This window comes from Angustibacter speluncae, from assembly GCF_054777815.1.
Window position 1 is genome coordinate 45,859 of the sequence record NZ_BAAHAF010000163.1, and the last position, 22,089, is coordinate 67,947.

Annotated in this window: 26 protein-coding genes; 5 read left to right on the forward strand and 21 right to left on the reverse strand. The window is 75.9% G+C overall.

Annotated features, from left to right (window positions below):
* Nucleotides 1-2: 2 nt before the first annotated feature.
* Together ACYVKY_RS18335 and ACYVKY_RS18340 are read right to left on the reverse strand one after the other, a co-directional pair.
* Complete coding sequence (locus ACYVKY_RS18335; protein WP_460436426.1) at nucleotides 3-785, reverse strand: ABC transporter permease; 783 nt, start codon at nucleotides 783-785, stop codon at nucleotides 3-5.
* The gene (locus ACYVKY_RS18340; protein WP_460436427.1) at nucleotides 782-1,648 is read right to left on the reverse strand and encodes an ATP-binding cassette domain-containing protein; all 867 of its coding nucleotides are present in this window, start codon (nucleotides 1,646-1,648) and stop codon (nucleotides 782-784) included. Before ACYVKY_RS18340 ends, ACYVKY_RS18335 begins: the two co-directional genes overlap by 4 nt.
* Before the next feature lie 71 nt (nucleotides 1,649-1,719).
* Here ACYVKY_RS18340 and ACYVKY_RS18345 point away from each other — a divergent pair, with 71 nt between their 5' ends.
* Nucleotides 1,720-2,649 (forward strand): TetR/AcrR family transcriptional regulator, encoded by a 930-nt coding sequence (locus tag ACYVKY_RS18345; protein ID WP_460436428.1) that lies wholly within the window; start codon nucleotides 1,720-1,722, stop codon nucleotides 2,647-2,649.
* A 3-nt stretch (nucleotides 2,650-2,652) separates the two neighbouring features.
* On the opposite strand, the gene ACYVKY_RS18350 is transcribed toward ACYVKY_RS18345, so the two are convergent.
* Genes ACYVKY_RS18350 through ACYVKY_RS18360 form a run of 3 tightly spaced genes read right to left on the reverse strand, consistent with a single transcriptional unit; the run spans nucleotide 2,653 to nucleotide 4,803 of the window.
* On the reverse strand, nucleotides 2,653-2,877 hold the full coding sequence (locus tag ACYVKY_RS18350; RefSeq protein ID WP_460436429.1) for a hypothetical protein: 225 nt from the start codon (nucleotides 2,875-2,877) through the stop codon (nucleotides 2,653-2,655).
* A 30-nt stretch (nucleotides 2,878-2,907) separates the two neighbouring features.
* A complete protein-coding gene (locus ACYVKY_RS18355) occupies nucleotides 2,908-4,083 on the reverse strand; it encodes a winged helix DNA-binding domain-containing protein (protein ID WP_460436430.1) in 1,176 nt (391 codons plus the stop codon).
* Nucleotides 4,084-4,104: 21 nt separating this feature from the next.
* Nucleotides 4,105-4,803 (reverse strand): GOLPH3/VPS74 family protein, encoded by a 699-nt coding sequence (locus ACYVKY_RS18360; RefSeq protein WP_460436431.1) that lies wholly within the window; start codon nucleotides 4,801-4,803, stop codon nucleotides 4,105-4,107.
* Nucleotides 4,804-5,011: 208 nt separating this feature from the next.
* Here ACYVKY_RS18360 and ACYVKY_RS18365 point away from each other — a divergent pair, with 208 nt between their 5' ends.
* Nucleotides 5,012-5,530, forward strand: a complete 519-nt coding sequence (locus tag ACYVKY_RS18365) for a Dps family protein (protein WP_460436432.1) — start codon at nucleotides 5,012-5,014, stop codon at nucleotides 5,528-5,530.
* Nucleotides 5,531-5,551: 21 nt separating this feature from the next.
* Here ACYVKY_RS18365 and ACYVKY_RS18370 read toward each other — a convergent pair whose 3' ends face one another.
* The 4 genes from ACYVKY_RS18370 to ACYVKY_RS18385 are packed head-to-tail and all read right to left on the reverse strand — an operon-like array spanning nucleotide 5,552 to nucleotide 8,765.
* Nucleotides 5,552-6,619, reverse strand: a complete 1,068-nt coding sequence (locus ACYVKY_RS18370) for a DNA polymerase Y family protein (RefSeq protein ID WP_460436433.1) — start codon at nucleotides 6,617-6,619, stop codon at nucleotides 5,552-5,554.
* A gap of 39 nt (nucleotides 6,620-6,658) precedes the next feature.
* Nucleotides 6,659-7,765 (reverse strand): hypothetical protein, encoded by a 1,107-nt coding sequence (locus ACYVKY_RS18375; protein WP_460436434.1) that lies wholly within the window; start codon nucleotides 7,763-7,765, stop codon nucleotides 6,659-6,661.
* Entirely contained in the window at nucleotides 7,765-8,292 is a 528-nt protein-coding gene (locus ACYVKY_RS18380; RefSeq protein ID WP_460436435.1) for a SigE family RNA polymerase sigma factor, read from the reverse strand. Before ACYVKY_RS18380 ends, ACYVKY_RS18375 begins: the two co-directional genes overlap by 1 nt.
* Nucleotides 8,293-8,333: 41 nt before the next feature.
* The gene (locus tag ACYVKY_RS18385; protein ID WP_460436436.1) at nucleotides 8,334-8,765 is read right to left on the reverse strand and encodes a methyltransferase domain-containing protein; all 432 of its coding nucleotides are present in this window, start codon (nucleotides 8,763-8,765) and stop codon (nucleotides 8,334-8,336) included.
* Between the two features lie 29 nt (nucleotides 8,766-8,794).
* On the opposite strand from ACYVKY_RS18385, the gene ACYVKY_RS18390 reads away from it, so the two are divergent.
* Nucleotides 8,795-9,235, forward strand: coding sequence for a GNAT family N-acetyltransferase (locus ACYVKY_RS18390; protein WP_460436437.1), 441 nt, complete (start codon nucleotides 8,795-8,797; stop codon nucleotides 9,233-9,235).
* Here ACYVKY_RS18390 and ACYVKY_RS18395 read toward each other — a convergent pair.
* The 9 genes from ACYVKY_RS18395 to ACYVKY_RS18435 form a co-directional block, all read right to left on the reverse strand.
* Nucleotides 9,229-9,876: a hypothetical protein gene (locus tag ACYVKY_RS18395; RefSeq protein WP_460436438.1), complete on the reverse strand. Its 648-nt coding sequence runs from the start codon at nucleotides 9,874-9,876 to the stop codon at nucleotides 9,229-9,231. The genes ACYVKY_RS18390 and ACYVKY_RS18395 overlap by 7 nt on opposite strands.
* A gap of 35 nt (nucleotides 9,877-9,911) precedes the next feature.
* Nucleotides 9,912-10,721: a DNA-formamidopyrimidine glycosylase family protein gene (locus ACYVKY_RS18400; protein ID WP_460436439.1), complete on the reverse strand. Its 810-nt coding sequence runs from the start codon at nucleotides 10,719-10,721 to the stop codon at nucleotides 9,912-9,914.
* 9 nt (nucleotides 10,722-10,730) lie between these two features.
* Entirely contained in the window at nucleotides 10,731-11,981 is a 1,251-nt protein-coding gene (locus ACYVKY_RS18405; RefSeq protein WP_460436440.1) for an MFS transporter, read from the reverse strand.
* Nucleotides 11,978-12,493, reverse strand: a complete 516-nt coding sequence (locus ACYVKY_RS18410) for a MarR family winged helix-turn-helix transcriptional regulator (protein WP_460436441.1) — start codon at nucleotides 12,491-12,493, stop codon at nucleotides 11,978-11,980. Before ACYVKY_RS18410 ends, ACYVKY_RS18405 begins: the two co-directional genes overlap by 4 nt.
* Nucleotides 12,494-12,525: 32 nt before the next feature.
* The gene (locus ACYVKY_RS18415) at nucleotides 12,526-13,356 is read right to left on the reverse strand and encodes a TspO/MBR family protein (protein WP_460436442.1); all 831 of its coding nucleotides are present in this window, start codon (nucleotides 13,354-13,356) and stop codon (nucleotides 12,526-12,528) included.
* 45 nt (nucleotides 13,357-13,401) lie between these two features.
* Nucleotides 13,402-13,776 (reverse strand): polysaccharide deacetylase family protein, encoded by a 375-nt coding sequence (locus tag ACYVKY_RS18420; RefSeq protein ID WP_460436443.1) that lies wholly within the window; start codon nucleotides 13,774-13,776, stop codon nucleotides 13,402-13,404.
* Nucleotides 13,773-14,894 carry a hypothetical protein gene (locus tag ACYVKY_RS18425; protein ID WP_460436444.1) on the reverse strand — a complete coding sequence of 374 codons (1,122 nt, stop codon included), beginning with the start codon at nucleotides 14,892-14,894 and terminating at the stop codon, nucleotides 13,773-13,775. Before ACYVKY_RS18425 ends, ACYVKY_RS18420 begins: the two co-directional genes overlap by 4 nt.
* 75 nt (nucleotides 14,895-14,969) lie before the next feature.
* Nucleotides 14,970-15,668, reverse strand: coding sequence for an LmeA family phospholipid-binding protein (locus tag ACYVKY_RS18430; protein WP_460436445.1), 699 nt, complete (start codon nucleotides 15,666-15,668; stop codon nucleotides 14,970-14,972).
* Nucleotides 15,665-16,624 carry a helix-turn-helix transcriptional regulator gene (locus tag ACYVKY_RS18435; RefSeq protein ID WP_460436446.1) on the reverse strand — a complete coding sequence of 320 codons (960 nt, stop codon included), beginning with the start codon at nucleotides 16,622-16,624 and terminating at the stop codon, nucleotides 15,665-15,667. The genes ACYVKY_RS18430 and ACYVKY_RS18435 overlap by 4 nt, the downstream gene beginning before the upstream one ends.
* Before the next feature lie 62 nt (nucleotides 16,625-16,686).
* Between ACYVKY_RS18435 and ACYVKY_RS18440 the strand changes: the two genes are divergently transcribed.
* Complete coding sequence (locus tag ACYVKY_RS18440) at nucleotides 16,687-17,268, forward strand: DinB family protein (RefSeq protein ID WP_460436447.1); 582 nt, start codon at nucleotides 16,687-16,689, stop codon at nucleotides 17,266-17,268.
* Between the two features lie 10 nt (nucleotides 17,269-17,278).
* On the opposite strand, the gene ACYVKY_RS18445 is transcribed toward ACYVKY_RS18440, so the two are convergent.
* Nucleotides 17,279-17,509: a hypothetical protein gene (locus ACYVKY_RS18445; protein WP_460436448.1), complete on the reverse strand. Its 231-nt coding sequence runs from the start codon at nucleotides 17,507-17,509 to the stop codon at nucleotides 17,279-17,281.
* A 191-nt stretch (nucleotides 17,510-17,700) separates the two neighbouring features.
* On the opposite strand from ACYVKY_RS18445, the gene ACYVKY_RS18450 reads away from it, so the two are divergent.
* The gene (locus ACYVKY_RS18450) at nucleotides 17,701-18,141 is read left to right on the forward strand and encodes a hypothetical protein (protein ID WP_460436449.1); all 441 of its coding nucleotides are present in this window, start codon (nucleotides 17,701-17,703) and stop codon (nucleotides 18,139-18,141) included.
* A gap of 1 nt (nucleotide 18,142) precedes the next feature.
* Here ACYVKY_RS18450 and ACYVKY_RS18455 read toward each other — a convergent pair whose 3' ends face one another.
* Complete coding sequence (locus ACYVKY_RS18455; protein ID WP_460436450.1) at nucleotides 18,143-20,689, reverse strand: polynucleotide kinase-phosphatase; 2,547 nt, start codon at nucleotides 20,687-20,689, stop codon at nucleotides 18,143-18,145.
* Entirely contained in the window at nucleotides 20,686-22,089 is a 1,404-nt protein-coding gene (locus tag ACYVKY_RS18460; RefSeq protein ID WP_460436451.1) for a 3' terminal RNA ribose 2'-O-methyltransferase Hen1, read from the reverse strand. The genes ACYVKY_RS18455 and ACYVKY_RS18460 overlap by 4 nt, the downstream gene beginning before the upstream one ends.

Sequence of the window (22,089 nt, forward strand, 5' to 3'; positions counted from 1 at the left end):
GGTCAGCCAGCCCGGCGCAGCGCCCGCCGGGGGAACAGCCACGCCACGGCGGCCGCGGCCACCACGAGGATGCCGAGCGCCCAGATGACCGCCGCCGCCAGCACGGCGCCGTCGAGCGCGCCGCCCCCGAGCAGCGCCCGGATCGACTCGATGACCGGCGTGATCGGCTGGTGCTCGGCGAAGCCGCGCAGCCACGTCGGGAGCGTCTCGGCGGGGACGAACGCGGTCGAGACGTACGGCAGGAAGAGCACGACGAAGCCGTAGCCGGAGGCCGCCTCGGGCGTGCCGGCGCCGAGGCCGATGACGGCGAACAGCGTGGTGATCGCGAGGATCCACAGGGTGATCAGGCCGACAGCCGCCAGCCAGCCGCCGACGCCGGCGTCCGGCCGGTAGCCGATGAGGACGCCGACCGCCACGACGACCGCGGTCGCGACCAGGTTGCGCAGCAGGCTCGCCACCACGTGCCCGACGAGCACGGTCGCGGCCGGGATCGGCATCGTCCGGAGCCGCTCGATCGTCCCGGTCGCCAGGTCGCGGGCGACGTACACGCCGGACGAGGAGGCGCCGAACCCGGCGCACAGCAGGATGATCCCGGGCGTGACGTAGGCGGCGTAGGCGCCCTGGTCGTCGGAGATCGCCCCGCCGAAGACGTAGGTGAACAGCAGCATCAGCACCACCGGCAGCGTGATGGCCATCAGGAGCACCTCGGTGTCGCGCAGCGAGTGCCGCACGCTGCGACCGACGAACACGCCGCTCGCGGTGACGGCGGTGGTCACGGCGCTCATGCCGCCACCTCCTCGCGGCCTGTGAGGGCGAGGAAGACCTCGTCCATCGTCGGGCGGCGGACGGCGACCCGGGCGTCCGGCGGCAGCCCGGCCAGCACCCGGGCGACGTCGGACGCCGTCCCGTCGGTCTCGAGGGTCCGCTCGACCCGGCCGTCCGCGTCGAGCAGCTCGACGACCTCCGCGCCCACCTGCGCCTTGAGCCGGTCGGGCGAGCCGTCGGCCACGACCCGGCCGTGGTCGAGCACCACGACGCGGTCGGCGAGCGCGTCGGCCTCGTCGAGGTACTGGGTGGTCAGCAGCACCGAGCTGCCCTCGGCGGCGAGCGAGCGCACCTCGTCCCACAGCGTCTGGCGGCTCCGGGCGTCCAGACCCGTGGTCGGTTCGTCGAGGAACACCACCCGCGGCGAGCGCACCAGGCTCATCGCCAGGTCGAGCCGCCGGCGCATGCCGCCGGAGTAGGTGCCGACCCGACGGCGGCCCGCGTCCGCGAGGTCGAACCGCTCGAGCAGCCCGGACGCCCGGCGCCGCGCCGCGGCGGGCCGCAGGCCCTGCAGCCGCGCCACCATCACCAGGTTCTCGAGCCCGGTGAGCACCTCGTCGACCGCGGCGTACTGGCCGGTGACGCCGATCAGCCGGCGCACCGCCCCCGGCTCGCGGACGACGTCGTGGCCGAGCACGCGGGCCGTGCCCGCGTCCGGGCGGGTGAGTGTGGCGAGGACGTTGACCAGGGTGGTCTTGCCCGCGCCGTTGGGGCCGAGCAGCGCGAGCACGCCCGCGCCGACGGCGAGGTCGAGGTGGTCGAGCACCACCTGCGAGCCGTAGGACTTCCGCAGCCCCTCGAGGGAGATCACTGTGTGCGTCATACGCAGAGTGTGGCATACACAGTTTGTCATGTACACAGTTTGCGCCGTACACTGTCCGATAGCCTGTCGGCGTGGCTCAGGTCCCCGACGACGAGGGCGTCGTCCCGCGCGTGCTCGCCGTCGCGTGGGGCATGCACGAGGCGCCCGCCCGCGGGCCGCGTCGCGAGCTCAGCCACGAGGCGATCGTCGAGGCCGCGATCGGCCTGGCCGACGCGGGCGGGCTCGCGGCGGTGACGATGGCGAAGGTCGCCGAGGCGGTCGGGTTCACCACGATGTCGCTGTACCGCTACGTCTCCAGCAAGACCGAGCTCATCGTCCTGATGCAGGACGCCGTGGCGCGCGAGCCCGAGGTCGTGCCGGTCGACGAGCGCGACTGGCGGCAGGGGCTGCGCGACTTCGCCGCGGCGCAGCGGACTGTGTACGACCACCACCCGTGGGTGCTCGACGTGCCGCTGTCACTGCTCAACGTGCTCATGCCGAACAACATGAAGATGGCCGACGCCGCGTACCGCGCCATGCGCACGCTGCCGGCCGACGACGGCCTCAAGCAGTCGGTGCTGCTGTCGCTCAGCATGTTCGTGCGCAGCTACGGCCAGCTCGAGCGCGACACCCGCGAGTCCGCCGCGGACGCGGACATCTCCCCGGCCACGATCGCGATGCTCGCCGAGGTCGTGACGGTCGAGCGGTTCCCCGACCTGGCGCCGGTGTTCCTGGTCGGCGGCTACACCGGCGACCCGCCCGGCGAGGGCGACGCGGTCGACGACTTCGAGGTGGGCCTGCAGCTGTTCCTCGACGGCCTCGAGGCGCAGGTGCGCGACCGCCCCGCCGCACCGGCGGCCGAGCCGGTCGCGGCGACGGCGCTCGCCCGCGCCGAGCGCGACCTGGCGTCGGCCACGGCGCTCCGCACGGCCGCGCAGGCCCGGGTCAAGGACCTCGAGCGGCACGAGCGCGAGGCGCAGAACGCCCGCGACCGGGCGCGGCGCCAGGCCGGCCGGGGGTAGGCCTCAGCGACCGGCGTTGCGCGGGTGCTGCCGGGCGGCGCGCTCGTTGCCGTGCTTGTAGCTGCCCGTGACCCTCGCCATCAGCAGCTGCGGGTCGCCCGAGGCGACCGCGGCCAGGAACTCCCGCGCGCGTGCACCGCGCAGCGTCGCGGCGCGGCGACCGTGGTGCAGCACCACGACGTCGTCCCCGCGCTCCTCGTACTCGAACCCTTCCGGCGGTCTGCCCACGCAGCGGATCGTGCCACGGTCGCGGGGTCGTCAGCCCCGGACTTCCGCGTGGACGCGTCCGGGGAAGCGGACCGAGAACCGGGTCGCGCCGAGCCACTCGCGCACCTGGTCGGCGCGCTCCTCGACCTCCCGCCGACGGGGTGCCGGCACGGGCTCGAACCAGTGCAGGCCGATCGTGCCGTCGGCGCGCTGGGCCCAGTAGCCGACGACGCGGCCGTCGACCCAGATGGTGGGACCGCCGTTGCCGTTGCGGTCGAACGCGTCGGCCGCGTGCTCGGGCAGGTACCAGTCGCGCTGCTTCCACCCCATCACCGTCGGGTCGAGGCCGGGCAGCAGGGCCGTCCAGGGGCCGGGGTCGTCGACGGGCTCGTCGTCGCCGGCGGCCACCCACCCGGGGACGCCGTCGAGGTCGACCTCCACCGCAGCCGCGTCCGCCAGCGCCCGCCGGGTCCGCGCCACCGTCCAGCCGGCCCACCAGCGCAGGTCGTCGGCGGTGCCGGGCCCGAACCGGCGCAGCCACCGGTCGGCCAGGTCGGCGCTCGCCGCCGCCTCGTCGAGGTCGCCCACGCCGCCCTCGAGCCAGTCGTCCATGGCCGCCCACGTGTACTGCCCGTTGACCCAGGTACCGGTGGGGCGGGTGCGGACGAGCGCGCCGTCGAACCCGAGCTGCAGCAGCACCCGGGTGTGGGCGGCCACCTGGGCCTCGTTCGGCGACCCGCGTCCGAGCACCACCTTCTCGGTCAGGGCGGGCACGCGCCGGCCCAGCTCGCGGGCGGTCATCGGGCCGTGCTCGCGCAGGGTGGCGAGCACCTGCGCGGTCGCGTCGTCGAGCCACCGCTCGGGGTCGTCGAACCCGCTCTGGGCGAGGAAGCCGAGGTTGCGACGTCGCTCCGCGGCGGCGACCGCGCGGGTCGCGGCCGCGTGCACCGTCCGGACCACCTCGGGCGTGCCGACCCACAGCGTCCGGCGCATCGCGTGGTGCCGGACCAGCGAGCGGTCCTCGTACAGCGCACGCTCGACGGCTACCAGCGACGGCGTGCGCATCCGCACCAGGAGCGACAGGTACACCGTCACGGGGTCGGAGGAGTGCAGCACGACGAGGTCGTCCGCGATCGCGGGCAGGTCGTCGGTGCGGTCGTCGGGCAGCAGCAGCTGGCGGCGGGCCAGCCGCGCGCGCCGCTGCGCGACGTCGACGGTCCTCGGCACGGGGCGCAGTCTGCCAGCGGGTCAGGACCCGCTGGAGGTGGCGGTCGTGATCGCCGGGATCATCACCGCGACGAGCATCGTGGTCATCAGCTCGTCGATCGACTGCTTGACCGCCGTCGCGGCCCAGTCGCTCTCGCGCACCTCGTCGGCCCGGCGCTGCAGCTCCTTGCCGTCGCGGTCGGGGAACAGCTTCGGCGCCAGCTTCGTCACCGACACCATCGACACCAGGGCTGCGGTGCGCTGGTCGGGCTGCTGCCCGTCGACCAGGACCGCCCCGAGGCGCTCGCGCACCTGCGCCTCGACGGCGGGGTCGGCCTCGGGCCAGCGCTCGCGCGTGAACAGGCCCCACACCTTGCTGCGGTCGTGGGTGAGCACCCCGCGGGCGACGAGCTCCTCGAGCAGCTGCTCGCGCAGCTTGGTGCCCTTGTTCGTCCAGGTCCACGAGACCAGGTACGAGATCGCGTCCTTGGGCTTCTTGCCGTCGCAGACGTCGGCGATGTCGACGAGCAGCGGGTCGGACGGCTCGTGCTGCCCGGTGCGCCGGAGCCGGCCCTTCTTCACCGGCCCACCGTCGACCTCGACCACCTCGAGGGTGCCGTCGAGCACCAGCTCGAGCACCGCGGTGCCCGCCAGGGCCGAGTCGAGGGTGGTGGTGTCGACGAGGGTCTTCCCCGTCTCGTCGTCCAGGGCCAGCAGCAGCAGCTCGCTCGCGATCGTCATCGTGGTCCTTCCCCTCGGTCGTGCGGACCGCTCCACCCCACCAGGGCGCGACGCCGTCCGCATCCGCCCGCAGGACCATCCGGCCGCTCCCTCTCGGGTCGCACGGCACGGGCGGGGCTCAGGCCAGCCTTCCTTTACTGGAACTGTTCCAGAAAACGAGTAAGGTCGGAGGCGTCCGAGACCACCGTCCGAGCGAAGGAGCCGAGCCGTGACCGACACGCTCACCACCCACACCGCCCACCCGTCGTTCCGGGCGTCCGAGCGCCTCGGGGCGCACCTGCAGCAGCTGCTGGTCGACCTCACCGACCTGCACCTCGTGGGCAAGCAGGCCCACTGGAACGTGGTGGGGCGCAACTTCCGTGACCTGCACCTCGCCCTCGACGAGGTCGTCGACGCCGCGCGCGAGTTCACCGACACGATCGCCGAGCGGATGCGCGCCGTGTACGTCGCGCCGGACGGCCGCGTGCAGACCGTCGCCGCGCAGACCAGCATCGCGCCGTTCCCGGCCGGCGAGGTCGACACCACCGACACGGTCGACCTGGTCGTGCAGGCGCTCTACGCCGTCACCGGCACCGCGCGGCGCATCCACGACGACGTCGACGCCGAGGACCCCACCAGCGCCGACATCCTGCACACCGTGCTCGAGCGGCTCGAGCAGCTGGCCTGGATGCTCGACGCCGAGAACCGCGTCGCGAACCGCTCGGTCCCGCGCTCGCTCGAGGTCTGATCGCTCTCCGGATCCGAGCGCTCAGGGCGCCAGCCCGGGCAGCAGCAGCTGCCCCTCGACGCCGCGCGGCGTCGGCAGCGTGAGCGCGACGCCCACCAGGGCGACCGCGCGGCCGTCGACGTCGAAGCCGGTGGCCTCCAGCAGGTCGTGCGCGAGCACGGACACGGCACCGGCGACGTCGGTGCCGTCGACCCGCAGCGGTCGGCGGCGCACGTCGTCGGTGCCGTCGTCGTAGCGGACGACCACCTCGACCCAGCTCGGCACCCGGCCGTCGTCCGGGACCCGCGCGAGCGCTGTCGCCACCCGGCCGGCCAGCACCTCGTGCACCGTGCTGGCCGACCGGGTGCCGCGCGGCAGGCTGCGCTCGGCGGACGCCGACATCCGCGGCCCGCGGGGACGCACCTCCAGGTCGTCGGTGCCGTCGGCGACCGCCGCCACGCGCCGCGCCATCGCGGTGCCGAGGTGGCGGCGCAGCCCGTCGACGCCGAGGGGCGCGACGTCGGCGACGGTGCGGAACCCGGCGGCGTGCAGCGCCTCGACGGTCGCCGGGCCGACGCCCCAGAGCTCGTCGAGCCGCAGGCGCGGACGCAGCTCGGCCTCGTCGATCGGGTCGACGACCACCAGGCCGTCGGGCTTCGCACGCCGGCTCGCCAGCTTGGCCATCAGCTTGGTGCGGCCGACGCCGACGCTCACCGGCAGGCCGACCTCGTCGCGGGCCCGGCGGCGCAGCCCGACCGCCACCTCGCGGGCGCGCGCCACGGCCGCCGGGTCGGCGTCGTCGTCCGGCCCGAGGAACGCCTCCTCGACCGACCCCGGCTCGACCCGCCCGGCCAGGTCGTGGAACAGGGCGAACAGCTGCTCGCCCACCGGCTCGTAGGCGCCGGGCCGCAGCTCGACCAGCTCGACCTGGGGCCAGCGCCGCGCCACCACGGCCGACGACGACCCGGCGGTGACGCCGAGCGCGCGGGCCTCGTAGCTGGCGCAGCAGACCACGCCCGCCACCACGGCGAAGGGACGGCCGCGCAGGTCGGGACGGTCGCGCGCCTCGACCGAGGCGAAGAACGCGTCGGCGTCGGCGTGGAGCAGCACCTCGCCAGCGTGGCGCCGACCCCTGACAGCCGGCGGGTCTCAGTCGCAGCGTCCGGTGAGGAACGAGCTGTAGGAGAACGCCTGCACCGGCCCGCCGAACAGCGGCGCGCAGCTGGCGGCGGTGAGCTCACGCCGGTTCGTGCCGTCATCCAGCCCGTTGCCCGAGCACCAGTCGTAGTACACGTACACGTCGTCGACCCGGTCGCCGCGCTGCAGCCGGACCACCAGCGACGCGTCGCCCGACATCGTCTGCAGGCACTCCTCCGGCCGGTCCGGGCCCCCACCGACGGGCGCCGAGCGGATGCCGTCCAGCAGGGTCGCCGCGTCGTCCCCGACGACCTTCCGCGAGGCGACGAGCCCCGCTCCGTCGCCGCGGTGCCGGTCGTACTGGCAGACCGCGATCGCGTCCACCGCGTCGACCTCGCCGACGTCGAAGGCGGCGGCCGGGCGGACCGGCTGCTCGGCCTGCGCGGGTGAGCGCACGTCGCAGCCGTTCGGGTCGACGTCGAACGTCCGCGCCGACGCGAGCACCTGCTCGGCGACGCCCGCCGTGGCGGCGTCCGACCACACCCGCAGCTGGACGTCGCCCAGGGTGCGCACGGCGAGCGTCCACCCGTCGAAGACCTCCTCGCCGTCGGCGAGCGCATCGACCCCCTCGGCGTCGGCGAAGGTGACGTGCGGCGCCCAGAGGTCCTGGGGTGCCGGGCCGAACGCCTCCGGCCGGCCGTCCTCCTGCGGTGGGCACGCGATCGCCGGGGTGACGCCACCGGTCCCTCGCGCGACGTACGGCCCGGTCGCCGTGCTCGCGCCGCCCGCGCACCAGGCCGGACCCGGCTCGGCACCGTCCTGCCAGTCGGCCGGCACGTCGACGGCGACGTCGCGCCACCAGACCGTGCGCAGGTCCTCGCCCGCGACGGCGACGGCGTTCCCGTCCGTCCCGTCGGCGGGGTCGTCGTCGCCGAGCACGCCGGTGGCGACCAGCCCGCCGCCCACGACCAGCACCGCCGCCGCGGCGGCGGCCACGGGGACCAGCCAGCCCCGGCGGCGTCGGTCGGTGCGCGGCTCCAGGGGGACGGGCTCGAAGGCGTCGGCCTCGCGGGTGAGCGCCCGCCGCAGCGCGGTCTCGGCGCGGGTGTCGTCGTCCATCAGGACCTCCGGGAGGGGTCATCGGGGGTGTCGAGGCGCTCGCGCAGCGCCCGTACGGCGCGGTGCACGAGCGAGCGGGCGGTGGCCTCGCTGCAGCCGAGGAGGTCGCCGACCTCGGCGAACGAGCGGTCCTCGTAGAACCGCAGCACCACGGCCGCGCGCTGGCGGGCGGGGAGCTCGCGGCACAGCCGCCACGCCTCGTCGGCGTCGTCGACGGCGGGACCGTGGTCCGGCGCGTGCTCGCGGCGCAGTGGGTCGGGGTCGTCGACGACCACGAGCCGGCGCCGCTTGCGCCAGCGCGAGACCGAGCCGTTGACGATGCTGCGCCGCACGTACGCCTCCGCGGTCGCCGCCGACAACGACGACCACCGCGGGTAGGCGCGCTCGAGGGCGTCCTGGACCAGGTCGGGCGCCTCGCTGCGCGACCCCGTCACCAGGTACGCGAACCGCTGCAGCGCGGCGCCGCGCGCGGCCACGAACGACGCGAAGTCGTCGGTGCCGGCGGGCGCCTGCAGGGTCTGCTCCACACCCTCCCTACGCGCGGGACGCCCGATCCGTGGCACCGCGGTCACCCCGCGGTCGGGTCGACCTCGGTCAGCGGCGTCCCGGTGTCGACGTACAGCCGCCCACCGGGGACGAGGACGGACGCGACCGCGGCACGCGCCCGGCCGCCCGGGTGCCGTCCGTCGAGCACGCCCACGCGGCAGGCGAGGGCGAGGTCGTACGGCGCCTCTCCCGGCTCGAGCGCGAGGTCGTCGACGGCGACGCAGCGCACCGACAGCAGGCCCGCGGCGATCTCGTCGGCGCAGGTGCGTTCGACCAGCGCGACGCCCTTCGCGGAGCGGTCGACGACGAGCACGTGCCCGCCCGGCGCCACTCGTCCGGCCACCTCGCGGGCGGCGGCGCCCGGGGCGCCCCCGATCTCGACCACCCGCAGGCCTGGCCGCAGCGGCAGCGCGGCGACGACGGCGGCGAGGCGGGGCGACAACGACGTGGTCACCGGACCATCCCAGCACGCATGCTGGGCCCGTGACGAGCGACGGGACGGCCACCGCGACGTACGAGTGGCGCGGCGAGGTGACGAGCACCGAGGTGAACACCCTGCACGCGGAGGCGTTCTCGACGCGGGTGTTCACCGACGAGGAGTGGGACTGGCGGGCGCTGCTCGACCGGCACAGCCTCGGCTGGGTCACCGCGCGCGACGCGGCGGGCGCGCTGGTCGGGTTCGCGAACGTGGTGTCGGACGGACTGGTGCACGCCTGGGTGCAGGACGTCATGGTCGCCGCGAGCGCCCGCCGCCGCGGGATCGCCACCCGCGTGGTCGCCGAGGTGCGCGACGGCGCGGCGCGGGCCGGGTGCGAGTACCTGCACGTCGACTTCGACGACGAGCTGCGCGACTTCTACTGGGGCGCCTGCGGTTTCACGCCCACCAACGCGGGACTCCTCGAGCTGCAGCCGCCGGGTCAGTAACCCCGGCCGGCCACCTGCCGCGCGGCGCGGTACGCCGGCTCGCGCAGCGCCCGCTCCCACGCCGGCGTCGGCAGGCCCGGCAGCACGTGGCCGAACGGGTCGAACCGGATGCCCTGGTGCTCGGGCCCGGCGTCGTCGAGCAGGTCGAGCCGACCGACGTCGCGCCAGCCGCCGCCAACGCGGCTGACGCGCAGCGTGAACGCGTCGTCGCCCGCCGGCACCACGCCGAGCAGCAGCGGTCCGGTGGGCGACGGCGACGGCCACAGCGTGCTCATCGGCACCCGGGTGCCGGTGCCCGGCCGCAGCAGGTGCCGGGTGACCACGTCGGTGCCGGACGCCGACAGCAGCAGGTCCGCGTGCCGCGCCGTCCCGAGCGGGACCCGCAGCGCCAGGCCCGCCACGTCCGGCAGCGGTTCCGGGAGCCCGAGCGAGCGCGACACCCGCACCAGCACCTCGTCGGTCCCGGTCCCGTCGAGCCAGGGCACCCCGGTGGGCGGACGCGCACCGTCGCGTCGCAGGGTCGCCCGCAGCACGCGGCCGCGCGGGTGCAGGGTGCGGCCGGCGGGGCGGACCAGGGCGACGGCACCCGACAGGCCGCCGAGCAGGACGCCGGCGCCGCGGGCGGGCAGGGAGGTGAGCACGGCGGTGCGGTACCCGGTGCCGGCCCGGGCATGCGTCAGCGCTGGCAGGACGGGCACCACCAGGTGCGGCGCCGCTCGGGGTCGCCCGGCACCTCGGGGCGCACCTCGACCCGGGTGCCGCAGCGCCGGCACGGCCGGCCCGCCCGTCCCGACACCCAGTGCTGCTCGCCGCGCCGGGTGTCGCCCGTGGTCACCTGCGCGGCGCCGCGCGGGTCGACGGAGAACCGCAGCGCCCGGACGGCGAGCCGCACCAGCGGCTCGAGCGGGACGTCGCGCACCGGCGTCCACGGGAGGTGGCCGCGCAGGAAGCAGAGCTCGTTCACCCACAGGTTGCCGAGCCCGGCGAGGTTGCGCTGGTCGAGCAGGGCGGCGGCGATCGTGCGGTCGGGCTGCGCGGCGAGCCGCTCCACGGCCCGCGCGACGAGCTCGTCGACGGGCGTGGCGGTGTCGAGCAGGTCGGGTCCGAGGTGGCCGACGACGGTGTGCTCGTCGGCGGTGCGCAGCAGCTCGACGACCGGCATCCGCAGGGCGTACGCGGTCGGGCCGTCGGTGGCGAGCAGCACCCGCACGTCGGGCAGCAGCCGCCGGGGCAGCTGCTTGCCCGCGCCGACGACGGACCACTCCCCGTCCATCCGCAGGTGGGTGTGCAGGGTGAGCGCCTCGCCGGCGAGGTCGAACCGGGTCAGCAGGTGCTTGCCCCTCGGCACCGTGCCGAGCACGCGGGCACCGCGCAGGTCGGCGGTGGCGTGCTGGGGGACGCGGACGTCGCTGCGCCGCACCGTCTCCCCGGTCAACCGGGCCTGCAGCCGGGCGGCCACGCGGTAGACGCTGTCCCCCTCCGGCACCCGTCCACGTTAGGTCGCCGGCGAGGACCCCGGCATCCGGAAGCGCCGGACCTCGGGCACCCGCCACGCCACCAGCGCCACCAGCGCGGCCGCCAGCAGCCCGCCGGACGCCGCCGCGACCCCGGTCGAGGTGACCGAGGCCACCAGACCGCCGCGCAGGTTGCCCAGGTCGGGCCCGCCGGCGCCGACCAGGTGGTCCATCGCGCTGACGCGCCCGCGGTAGACGTCCGGGGTGGCGACCTGCACCAGGGTCGCGCGGGTGACCACGCTGACCGTGTCAGCCGCACCGGCGACGGCGAGCGCCAGCAGCACGAGCCAGAGGTGCTGCGCGACACCGAAGACCGCGAGCGCGAGCCCCCAGGTGGCCGCCGACGCCGCCATCACCCGTCCCGGGTGGGGTGCGCGGGTGAACCGGCCGGACAGGACCGAGGCCGACACCCCGCCGACCGCCAGCGCGCTGGTGAGCAGGCCGAGCGTCTGCGGCGCCCCACCGAGCCGCTCGGCGTTCACGGCCGGGAACAGCGACACCGGCATCGCCAGCAGGGTCGCCGCCAGGTCGGTCGCGAACGCGCCGCCGAGCACCGGGGTGCGGCGCACGAGCCGCACGCCGTCGAGCACCGCGCGGGCGCCCGGCCGGGCCGGGGCTCCGGCGCCCTCGTCGAGCGGCCGCATCGGGGGCAGGCCCCACACGCCGTAGAGGGCGACGACGAACGTGGCGGCGTCGACGACGAAGCACACCGCGACCCCCCACAGCCCGGTGAGCAGCCCGGCGACCGCCGGCCCGACGAGCATCCCGACCTGGAAGGAGACGTGCTGCAGGGCGAGGCCTGCCGGCAGGTGCTCCGGCGGCAGCAGCCGCGGCGCGAAGGTGCGCGCGGCCGGGGCGCCGAGCGCGCCGGCGGTCGACTGCAGCCCGACCAGGACGAGCAGGGGCCAGATCGACGACGGCCCGGCGAGCACGACGCCCGCCAGCCCGAGCGCGCAGGCCAGCTGCCCGACCCGCGCGCCGAGCACCAGGCGGCGCCGGTCGACGGCGTCGGCGACCGTGCCACCCACCAGCGCGAAGACCACCAGGGGTACCGCCTGCACCAGCGCCGTGACGCCGACCCAGGCGGTCGACCGGGTCGTCTCCCACACCACCCAGGCGACCGCGAACGCCGACATCGTCGACCCCAGCACGGACGCGGACGTGCCGACCCACAGCCGGCGCCACACCGGGTGGACGCGCAGCGGGGTCAGGTCGAGGAACGCGCCCCTCATCCGGGCTGCTGGTCGAGGTGCCGGTGGTCGAGGTGCTGGGCGTCGAGGTGCTGGGCGATGCGGTCGCGGAACGGCCGGCGCTCCAGAGCGGCCGCGACATCGGCCGCGGCGCGGGTCAGCGGGTGGTCGACCTCGGCCTCGAGCGCGGCGAGCGCCGCCTCGGTCGCGTCCCACTCCGCCCGCACCCGCGCGGACACCTCGGTGCCGCGGTCGGTGAGCCGGACCACGCGGGTGCGCGCGTCCGGGCCGGGGACGGACTCGACGAGCCCGGCGCCGCGCATCGCGGTGACGGTCTGGCTCATCGCCGAGTGCGTGACGCCGACCGCCGCCGCGAGGTCGCGGATGGTGCGCGGCCCACGGGCGCGCAGCTCGAGCACCGCGGGCGCGAACCGCGGCCGGACGTCGGCCAGGCCCCAGGCGACGTAGACCGCGGCGATCTCGTCGTCCATCGCGCGCAGCAGCGCGAAGACGGGGCTCCAGCGCCCGGGCGCGTAGCCGTGCTCAGATGTCACAGCGCTGTTGTAACAGTGCTACGAGATGGGCGTCAACCGGCGGCCGGCACCGCCCGCGCGGCCGGCACGGACCGGTCGCGGCGGGCCAGCCCGGTCGCCACGAGCACGACGAGGGCCACGACCACGGCCGCCACGGCGGTCGCGGTGGACGAGGGCGAGTCGGACGTCCGCCCGACGGCGATCCAGGCCAGCCCCCACGCGATCGCCGCCGCGACCGCGAGGCGCCCGCCGAGCGCCCGGGCGAGCAGCGCGCCGACCGCGCCGACCACGACGAGCACGACCACGGCGACCACGTCCGACACCGGTCGTCCGGGCTCGACCCCGGACGCGACGAGCGTCGCGGTGACGTTCGCGCACGTGGCGACCGCCACCCAGCCGAGGTAGAGGCCGAACGTGCCGTCGACGAGCACCCGCTCGACCGCGCCGGGAGCCGGGTGCCGGGTGAGCAGCAGCATGATCCGGGTCAGCACGGCCAGCAGGGCGAGGATGACGACGACGCTCGCCCACAACCAGCCCTGCTGGGTGACCAACAGCCACCCGGCGTTCAGCAGCATCGACGCGGCGGCGAGCCAGCCGGCGCGGCGGTGCCGCTCGGCGGCCGCCTGGCCCGGCAGCCACTGCCAGACGGTGTACGCGAGCAGACCGGCGTAGACCACGGACCAGATGGAGAAGGCCGGACCGGCCGGCGCCAGCAGCGTCGCGTCGGCCGCCAGCGCCCCTCCCGACGACTCCTCGACCCGCTCGCCCAGCACCCCGACCCCCACCAGGGTGCCGAGCACGCAGAGCACCTTGGCGACGGTGACGCCGACCTGGCGCACCCGGTCGGCGGAGGTCGGGCGTGCGGGAGCGGTGGTCGTCGTCATGCGGCCAGGGTGCGGCCGCGCGGGGGCGCCCGCCACCGGTGCCGGTCAGCCGCGGCGCAGCGTGCGGTCGTGCTCGGCGATGGTGCGCACCAGCTCGCGGCCGTCGGTCTCGCGCAGCGCGCGCACCCCCGCGGCCGCGACCGGGGCGAACTCCTCGGACGCGAGCAGGGCCGACGGCCGCTCGCCGCGCTCGAGGGCGCGGCCGAGCGCGGCCAGGCGCTCGTCCGGCTGCTCGCGCAGGAATCGGGCGAAGCGGGCGTCGGCGTCCGGGCCCGCGTACTCGCCCGCCTCGCTGCGGGCGATGCCCTCCTCGAGCGCCTCGGGCGAGGACAGCATCTGCTCGACGCGGTCCTGCACCGCCTGCTCGCGCTCGCGGTCGGCGCGCCCGGGGTCGTGACCCGGACCACGCAGGACGCTCACGGCTTCACCACCGGCACGTCGGACTGCCCGACGGGCGGCAGCGGCAGGTACCCGCTGACGACGCCGAACCCGCTGGTGGCGGCGTCGTAGGCCGACTTCACGCCCTTGAACGTCTCGTAGGCGGAGAAGGCGGCCTTCACGGCGGAGACGACCTTCTTGATCTTCGACAGGCCGTACGCACCGGCGATGAGCGCGATGGGGAGCCCGAACCCCGTGGCCCCGGCGGCGCCGGCGGCGCCGGCGGCGATGAGCGCGGCGGAGGCGGTGTCGAGGCAGACCTCGACCGCCTCGCCGAGCGCGTCGGCGTAGTCCTTGGCCGACTCGGCGGCGTCCTCGTACCCGTCGGCCGCCTTGCGCATCTCGTCGGCCGCCTTGTCGACGTCGGCCGCGAGGTCGTAGAGGTAGTCGCGGGCGTGGTCGGAGGCGTTGCCCTCCCACGCGGTGTCGAGGGAGTTGCCGGTGCCGCGGAAGCAGGTCTTCGCGCCGTCGAGGAAGTAGCCGAGGTGGCGCAGCGCGTCGCCCGCGCGGTCGAACGCGTTCCAGTCGCCCGAGATCGGCTTGCAGAGCTCCTCGATGATGTTCACCGGGTGGTCGATCAGGCCGATCGTCGCCGCGAACTCGGTGACGCCCCAGACGGCGTCGTTGATGATCGCGGTGGGGCTCAGCAGGTCCCACCAGTCGGGCCCGCCGACGTCGGGGTCGTCGTCGGGCTCGGTGAGGTGGACCGAGGGGTCGGTCCAGTTCGTGATCGTCCAGTAGTAGTCGGGGACGAAGTCGGTCTCGGCCCTGGACCGCTCGACCTCGCCGGCAGGCAGCGCCCCGGCCAGGTGGTCGAGCACGCGCGCCCGGTCGGTGTCGACGGTGCGGTAGGTGCGGTCGGTCTGCCGGAACGCGGTGGCGATCTCGCCGACCAGCGTCTGCAGGTCGCGCAGGTAGTCGGTGGTCGTGGACTCGACGCTGGAGTGCGTGAACATCATCGTGTTCAGCACGCCCTCGTCGAGCACGTGCACGGGCAGGTGGTCCTCGGCGTACGCCAGCGCCTCGCCGACCCAGCCCTGCAGGTCGTCGAGCCTGGTCGCCGCCTGCCGCAGCGCGCCCTTCTCGTACCGGAACGCCACCTGCGCCCTCCCCTCGTCGCCGCCATCCTGCCCGAGCGCGCGGCACCCCCGCCGGGGGCCTGTGGACAGCCGGCGTCAGCCGCCGAGGCGCACGCCCTCGCCCGCCAGCGTGGCGCGGAAACCGGTGTCGACCACCGCGACGTCCTGCAGCACGAGCCCCTCCGGCAGCCCCTCGACCGGCTGGCGGATCGTCACCAGGGCGTTGACGACGCCGGCGGCGGCGCGCGCGAGCAGGTCCGGCCCACCGACGTCGATCGAGCTGGGCTCGAGCACCAGCAGGCCGTCCTCGGCGCGCACGGTGCCGGTGGCGACGACGCCGACCTGGCGGCCGAGCAGCTCGACGGTGCGGCTGAGCGAGGCCTGGCCGTCCTCGGCCGGCGCGATCACGACGCCGTCGCCGACCCCGGCCGCGACCCGGTCGAACGGCACCGTCGCCTCGACGTCGAGCCGGCCGGCCACCATGCCGTCCGGGCCGAACCGCACGTCGGTGCCGGTGGCCGTCACGTCCGCGAGCGCGCCCTCGGGGGTGCGCAGGTCGCCGCTGCCGAGCTGCACGTCGGCGAGCCACGTCTCGTCCGGGCCGAGGTCGTCCGGCGCGGACGCCGCCGGCGGCGCGGCGCCCGGGTCGGGCACGGACGGCGCGTCCGCGGAGCGTCCCCACCACCAGAGCAGGCCGAGCACGAGCACGGCGAGCAGGACGAGCGCGACGACGGCCCCGACGAACCCGTCGAGCAGGCGCCGTCGGTGGCCGAGGGCCTGCTCGGGGCTCTTCATGCGCCCACCGTAGGCGCGGCGAGCTCGGCGCACCTGCGAGCCAGACGACCGGCGGCGTCCCGCACCGCGTCCGGGCCGAGCACCTCCAGCGCGAACGGCATCCGGGCGAGGTGCAGCGCCATCAGGTCGGGGTCGTCGCCGCCGGACTCGAGCAGGCAGGCGTCCGGGCCGTCCGCGGTGACCGTGACCGTGGCCGCCGGCACCGAGCGACGGACCTCCTCGGCGGGGGCGTGCACGCGGGCCCGCAGCACGAACCGGTACGGCGAGACCGCGAGCGAGGACCGCACGTACTCGACGGGGTCGGGGGCCTCGCGCGGGGTGAACCGCCAGCGCGTGCGCTCCAGGTCGTGCACGCGGTCGAGCCGGAAGGTGCGCCAGTCGTCCCGGTCGAGGTCGAACGCGACGAGGTACCAGCGGCGGGCCGCCCGCACGACCCGGTACGGCTCGACCCGGCGCTCGCTGTCGGCGCCGTCGCCCGCGCGGTAGCCGAACCGGACGCGCTCGCCCGCCGCGCAGGCGCGCGACAGCTCGAGCAGGACGTCGAGCCCGCCGTCGGCGGCCGGCACCTCGATCGAGGCGGTGGACGCGTGCACGTCGCGCACCTGGCCCCGCAGCCGGGCCGGCAGCACCTGGTCGAGCTTGGCGAGCGCCCGCACCCCGACCTCGCCCATCTCGGCCGACAGCTCGGTGGCGAGCCGCAGGCTGACCGCGATCGCGACCGCCTCGTCGTCGTCGAGCAGCAGCGGCGGCAGCGCCTGGCCGGCGCCGAGCCGGTAGCCGCCGGCGACACCCTGGGTGGCGTGCACCGGGTAGCCCAGGTCGCGCAGCCGCTGCACGTCGCGGCGCACGCACCGGGTGGTGACGCCTAGCCGCTCGGCCAGCTCGGGGCCGGTCCAGGTCGGCCGCGACTGGAGCAGGCTGAGCAGGGTCAGGACCCGCTGCGTCGTCTCGCCCACGCGTCCAGGGTGGCACGGGTTGCGGACCGGAACGGTCCGCGTTCGGTTCGACGATGGGTCCCATGGACCACGAGACCCCTGTCGACCGCGAGAACCCCACCGACGTCGGCGCCCAGCTGCTCGAGCAGCTCACCTGGCACTGGGACCACCACCTGCGGCCGCGCCTGGACGGCCTGACCGACGACGAGTACCACTGGGAGCCCGTCGAGGGCTGCTGGGGCGTGCGGCCGCGCGGGACGTCGTCGGCGCCCATCACGGCCGGGGGCGGCGACTGGCTGGTCGACTTCGCGCTGCCCGAGCCCGTGCCGCCGCCGGTCACCACGATCGCCTGGCGGCTCGGGCACCTGGTGGTCGGCATCTTCGGCGAGCGCAACCGCAGCCACTTCGACGGCCCGCCGATCGCCTACGACGACTTCGCGTACGCCGGGACGGCCGACGAGGCGCTGGCCCAGCTCGACGCGGGCTACGAGCACTGGGTGCAGGGGGTGGCCGCGCTCGGCGACCGGCTGTGGACGCCCGTCGGCGAGGCCGAGGGCCCGTTCGCGCCGCTGCCCTACGCGGCGCTCGTGCTGCACATCTCGCGCGAGGTGATCCACCACGGCGCCGAGGTGCTCGTGCTGCGGGACCTCCACCGGTCCCGCTGACCCACGCGTCCTACTGGTGGCGGTGCACCAGCACGACGGCGTCGGCCGGGACGCTGGTCAGCCGGCCCTGCGGACCCTGCAGCACCATCCGCCCGCTCAGCACGGCGAAGGTGGAGACGTCCGACTCCTGCGGGCCGACGGTGAACCCCTCGCGCTGGTAGCGGGTGGCGTGCAGCGCGCGCTGCGGCGGCAGGTGGTCCGACGGCCTGATCTGGCGCGCCGGCACGTGCATCTCGGTCATGGTCCCTCCCCGGGTCGTGCTCCCCGCTCAGCGTGCAGGTCGTCCCAGGGTGGTGCATCGACGTTTCCGGGAGGTGACCTGAGCGTGTCCGGCGAATCGTTTCGGGGAGGGCTGCGTCACACCCGTCCCCACGCCTGGCGCAGCGGACGCCGACCGCTGCGGGAGGATCGGCGCCGACGAGGGGAGGGCGCGTGCGCGTCGGGCTGGTGCTCACGGTCGTGGCCGTGCTGGTGTTCGTGTGGGTCACGCTCGACCGGGTGCGACCGCTGCAGGCGGCGCAGGTGCGTGCCAGCGGCGGCCGGTGGTGGGCGGCGGCGCTGCTCGGCGCCGGCACCCAGGTCGCGGCGGTCGCCGTGGTCTTCGTCCTCAGCGCGGTGCTGGCCACCGGCGGCGAGCGGCTCGGCGGGCCGGTGCTCGGGGCCGTGCTCGGCTCGCTCCCGCTGCTGCCGTACGCCACCGTCGCCTTCGCCGCGGTGCCGAGCAGGGTGAGCGCCTACCGCGACGTCCGCGAGGACCTCGAGCGCGCGGGCGCCACGGAGGGCGTCCAGCGGGGCCTGGCCTGGGCCGGCGGCCCGTTCGCGGTCGCCGGCGTCGGCATCGCGGCGTTCGTGCTCGTGCAGCTGTGGACGTGACTCAGAGCCGCGGGTCGACCGGCTCGGACTCCAGGGCGAGCACGGCGAAGACCGCCTCGTGGACGCGCCACAGCGGCTCGCCCGCGGCCCGCCGCTCCAGCGCCTCGAGCCCGAGCGCGTGCTCGCGCAGCGCCAGCGAGCGCTTGTGCCCGAGCCGCCGCTCGCGCAGCCGCGACAGGTGCTCCGGACGGGTGTAGTCGGGCCCGTACACGATCCGCAGGTACTCGCGCCCGCGCACCTTCAGGCCCGGCTGCACGAGGCCCTTCGGCCCGCGGACCGTCCCGGCGACCGGCTTGACCACCATGCCCTCGCCACCGGCGGCGGTGAGGTCGTCCCACCAGGCGACGCCCTCGGCGCACGAGGCGGGGTCGCCGGTGCGCACGACCAGCCGGCGGGTGGTGCGCACGGTCACCGGGTCGGCCTCGACCAGCCGGTCCGCGAGCGCGAGGTGCCACAGGTGGTCGCGGTCGTGGTGCGTCGCACCCTGGGTCGCGAGCAGCTGGAATGGCGCGAGCTGCACGCCGTCGAGGCCGTCGGTGTCCCAGACGTAGCGGCGGTACGCGTCGACGAACGCCTCGGCGTCCGCAGCCCTCTCGCGGGTGCGGCCCAGCAGGTCGGCCACGTCCAGGCCCCGGGCGGACGCCTGCTCGAGCGCGGCGACGGCGGGGGGCAGCGCGGCGCGGGCCGCGGCGCCGACCGCCGCGTACTGCTCGCGCAGCAGGCCGTCGGCCTTGGCCGACCAGGGCAGCAGCTCGGCGTCGAGCAGCAGCCAGTCGGTGGCCAGCTCGTCCCACAGCCCGGCCCGGTCGGCGGCGCCGCGCAGCCGCGCCAGCAGCTCCTCGGTGAGGGCGTCGTCGAGGAAGGAGCGGCCGGTGCGGGTGTGCACGACCCCGGTGCGCGATCCGTCGCCGAAACGCGTTGCCGCCGTCTCGCTGTCGCGGCACACCAGCGCGACGGCGCGCGAGCCCATGTGCTTCTCCTCGCAGACGACCTCCTCGACGCCGCCGGCCGCGTAGGACGAGAACGCCTCGTCCGGGTGCTCGAGCACGCCGTCGCGCACCGAGGTCGCCACCGGCGCCATCGTCGGCGGGAGGTAGGCGAGCCAGCGCGGGTCGAGCGCGAACCGGCTCATCACCTCGAGCGCGCCGGCCGCGTTCTCCTCCCGGACGGTGACGCGGCCGTGGTGCGCGGTCTCGACCGACCGCCGGCCGAGCACGTCGTCGAGGTCGAGCTGGTCGTCGGGGCGGTCGGACGCCACCGCCTCGCCGGCGGTCGGGAACGGGCGCGCCGGCTCGTACCAGACCCGCTCCGCCTCGACCTGCACGAGCTCGCGCTCGGGGTAACGGAGCGCGGTGAGGTGACCGCCGAACACGCACCCGGTGTCGAGGCACATCGTGCCGTTCACCCACTCCGGCACCGGCGTCGGCGTGTGGCCGTAGAGCACCGTGGCGCGCCCGCGGTACTCGGTCGCCCACGGGTAGCGGACGGGCAGCCCGTACTCGTCGGTCTCGCCGGTGGTGTCGCCGTAGAGCGCGAACGCGCGCACCCGTCCGGACGAGCGGTTGTGGTAGGCCTCCTTGAGCCCGGCGTGCGCGACGACGAGCCGGCCGTCGTCGAGCACCAGGTGCGAGACGAGGTCGCGGCACCAGTCGCGCACCGCGGTGCGGAACTCCTCGGGCTCGGCCTCGAGCTGGGCGAGCGTGGTCTCCAGGCCGTGCGACACGGTGACCTTGCGACCGTCGAGCGCGCGCACGAGCTTGTGCTCGTGGTTGCCGGGGACGACGAGCGCGTGGTCGCCCGCGTGCATGCCCATGACGAGCCGCAGCACGCCGGGGCTGTCGGGGCCGCGGTCGACGAGGTCACCCACGAAGACGGCGCGCCGGCCGTCCGGCGGGACGGCGTCGACCGCACGCCCCTCGCCGTCGCGGACCACGGCGTAGCCGAGCCGGTCGAGCAGCGTGAGCAGCTCGGGCAGGCAGCCGTGCACGTCGCCGACCACGTCGAACGGGCCGTGCTGGTCGCGCCGGTCGGTCAGCAGCGGCTCCCGCACCACCTCGACGTCGTCGATCTCGTCGCCGGTGAGCACGTGCACGCGGCGGAAGCCCTCGCGGGCGAGGCCGCGCAGCGACCGCCGCAGCAGGTCGTGGTGGCGTCGCACGACGCGCTCGCCGAAGTCGCGGTCGGGCCGGGACGCGTTGCGCCGCACCGCCTCCTTGACCGGGACGTCGAGGACGACCGCGACCGGCAGCACGTCGTGGGCGCGGGCCATCTCGACCAGGCTCCGGCGCGCCTCGCGCGTCACGTTGGTGGCGTCGACCACGGTGAGCCGCCCGGCGTCGAGGCGCAGGCCGGCGACGTGGTGCAGCGCGTCGAACGCCGCGGTCGTGGCGTCCTGGCTGTTCTCGTCGTCGCTCACCATGCCGCGGTAGGTGTCGCTGGAGAGCACCTCGTAGCGTCCGAAGTGCTTCTGCGCGAACGTCGACTTGCCGGCGCCGGAGACGCCGACGAGCGCGACCAGCGACAGGTCGGGCAGCGTGATCCGCCTCATGCGGGCACCTCCGTCCGCCGGAAGACGGCGAGCTGGGTCGGCGCCCCGTGGTCGGGGTGCTCCTCGCCCACGCCCCGCAGCTCGACGTCGTACCCGTAGGTCGCGGCCACGCGGGACGCCCACTGCGAGAACTCGTCCCGCGTCCACTCGAACCGGTGGTCGGGGTGGCGCAGGGATCCGTCCGGCAGGTCGTAGACGACGTTGTGCTCGACGTTCGGGGTGGTGACGACGACAGCACCCGGGCGGGCCGCGCCGAAGACCGACCGCTCGAGCGCGGGGAGCCGCTCGGCGTCGACGTGCTCGACGACCTCCATCAGCACGACGGCGTCGTAGCCCTCGAGGCCGCGGTCGCGGTAGGTCGCCGATCCCTGCCGCAGCGAGATCCGTTCGCGCTGGCGGTCTCCCATCCGCTCGAGCCGCAGCCGGCGGGCCGCCCGCTCGAGGTCGCGGGCCGACACGTCGACCCCGACGAGCTCGCTGAAGCGGGCGTGGCGGACGAGCTCGCGCAGCAGCCGGCCCTCGCCGCAGCCGAGGTCGACCACGCGGTGGGCGCCGACGTCGTCGAGCGCCTGCACGACCGCGCGCACGCGGTGGGCCACGAGGGGCTCCCGCCGCTCGGCCTGCGCCGCGACGTCCTCGTCGGGCACGTCGTCCGGTGCGGGACGGTCGTCGAGCTCGGCGAACCGGTCGAGCGCGTCGGACACGAGCTCGCGGCGGTGGGCGAGGTAGCGGCGGGTGAGGGCGTCGCGCTCGGGGTGGGTGGCGAGCCAGGTGCCGCCGGCGCGCACGAGCTTGTCGACCTCGTCGGTGCTCACCCAGTAGTGCTTGGTGCCGTCGAGCGCCGGCAGCAGGACGTAGAGGTGCGACAGCGCTGCGGCGACGGTGAGCGTCCCGGTGAGGGTCACGTCGAGGTGCCGCGCAGGTCCCCACCGGGGCACCTGCGGGTCGAGGTCGGGCTGCACGACCTCGACCGTCCAGCCGAGCGGCTCGAACGCGCGGCGGACGGCGTCGGGGCCGCCGCGCGCGGGCAGCGACGGGACCCGCACCGTGAGCGGCAGCGCCTGCCCGGCCAGCTCGGGGCGGGCCGTGCAGCGGCCCTGCAGCGCGGTGCGGAAGACCGACCCGAGCGCGACCGCGAGCATCGACGACGCCGCGTACGGGCGGTCGTTGACGTACTGCGACAGGGCGCCCGCCTCACCGGGACGCCGGCCGCGCACCAGCGCGACCGGGTCGACCTCGAGGAGCAGGGCGGCGGTGCAGCGCTCGTCGGTCGCCTCCGGGTAGAACACGTGCGCCGTCCCGACGGCCTGCCGGAACGACTGCACCCTGTCGGGGTGCTTGTGCAGCAGGAAGCCCATCGACGTCGCGTCCGTCGCGGTCGAGGTCAGGGTCAGCAGCAC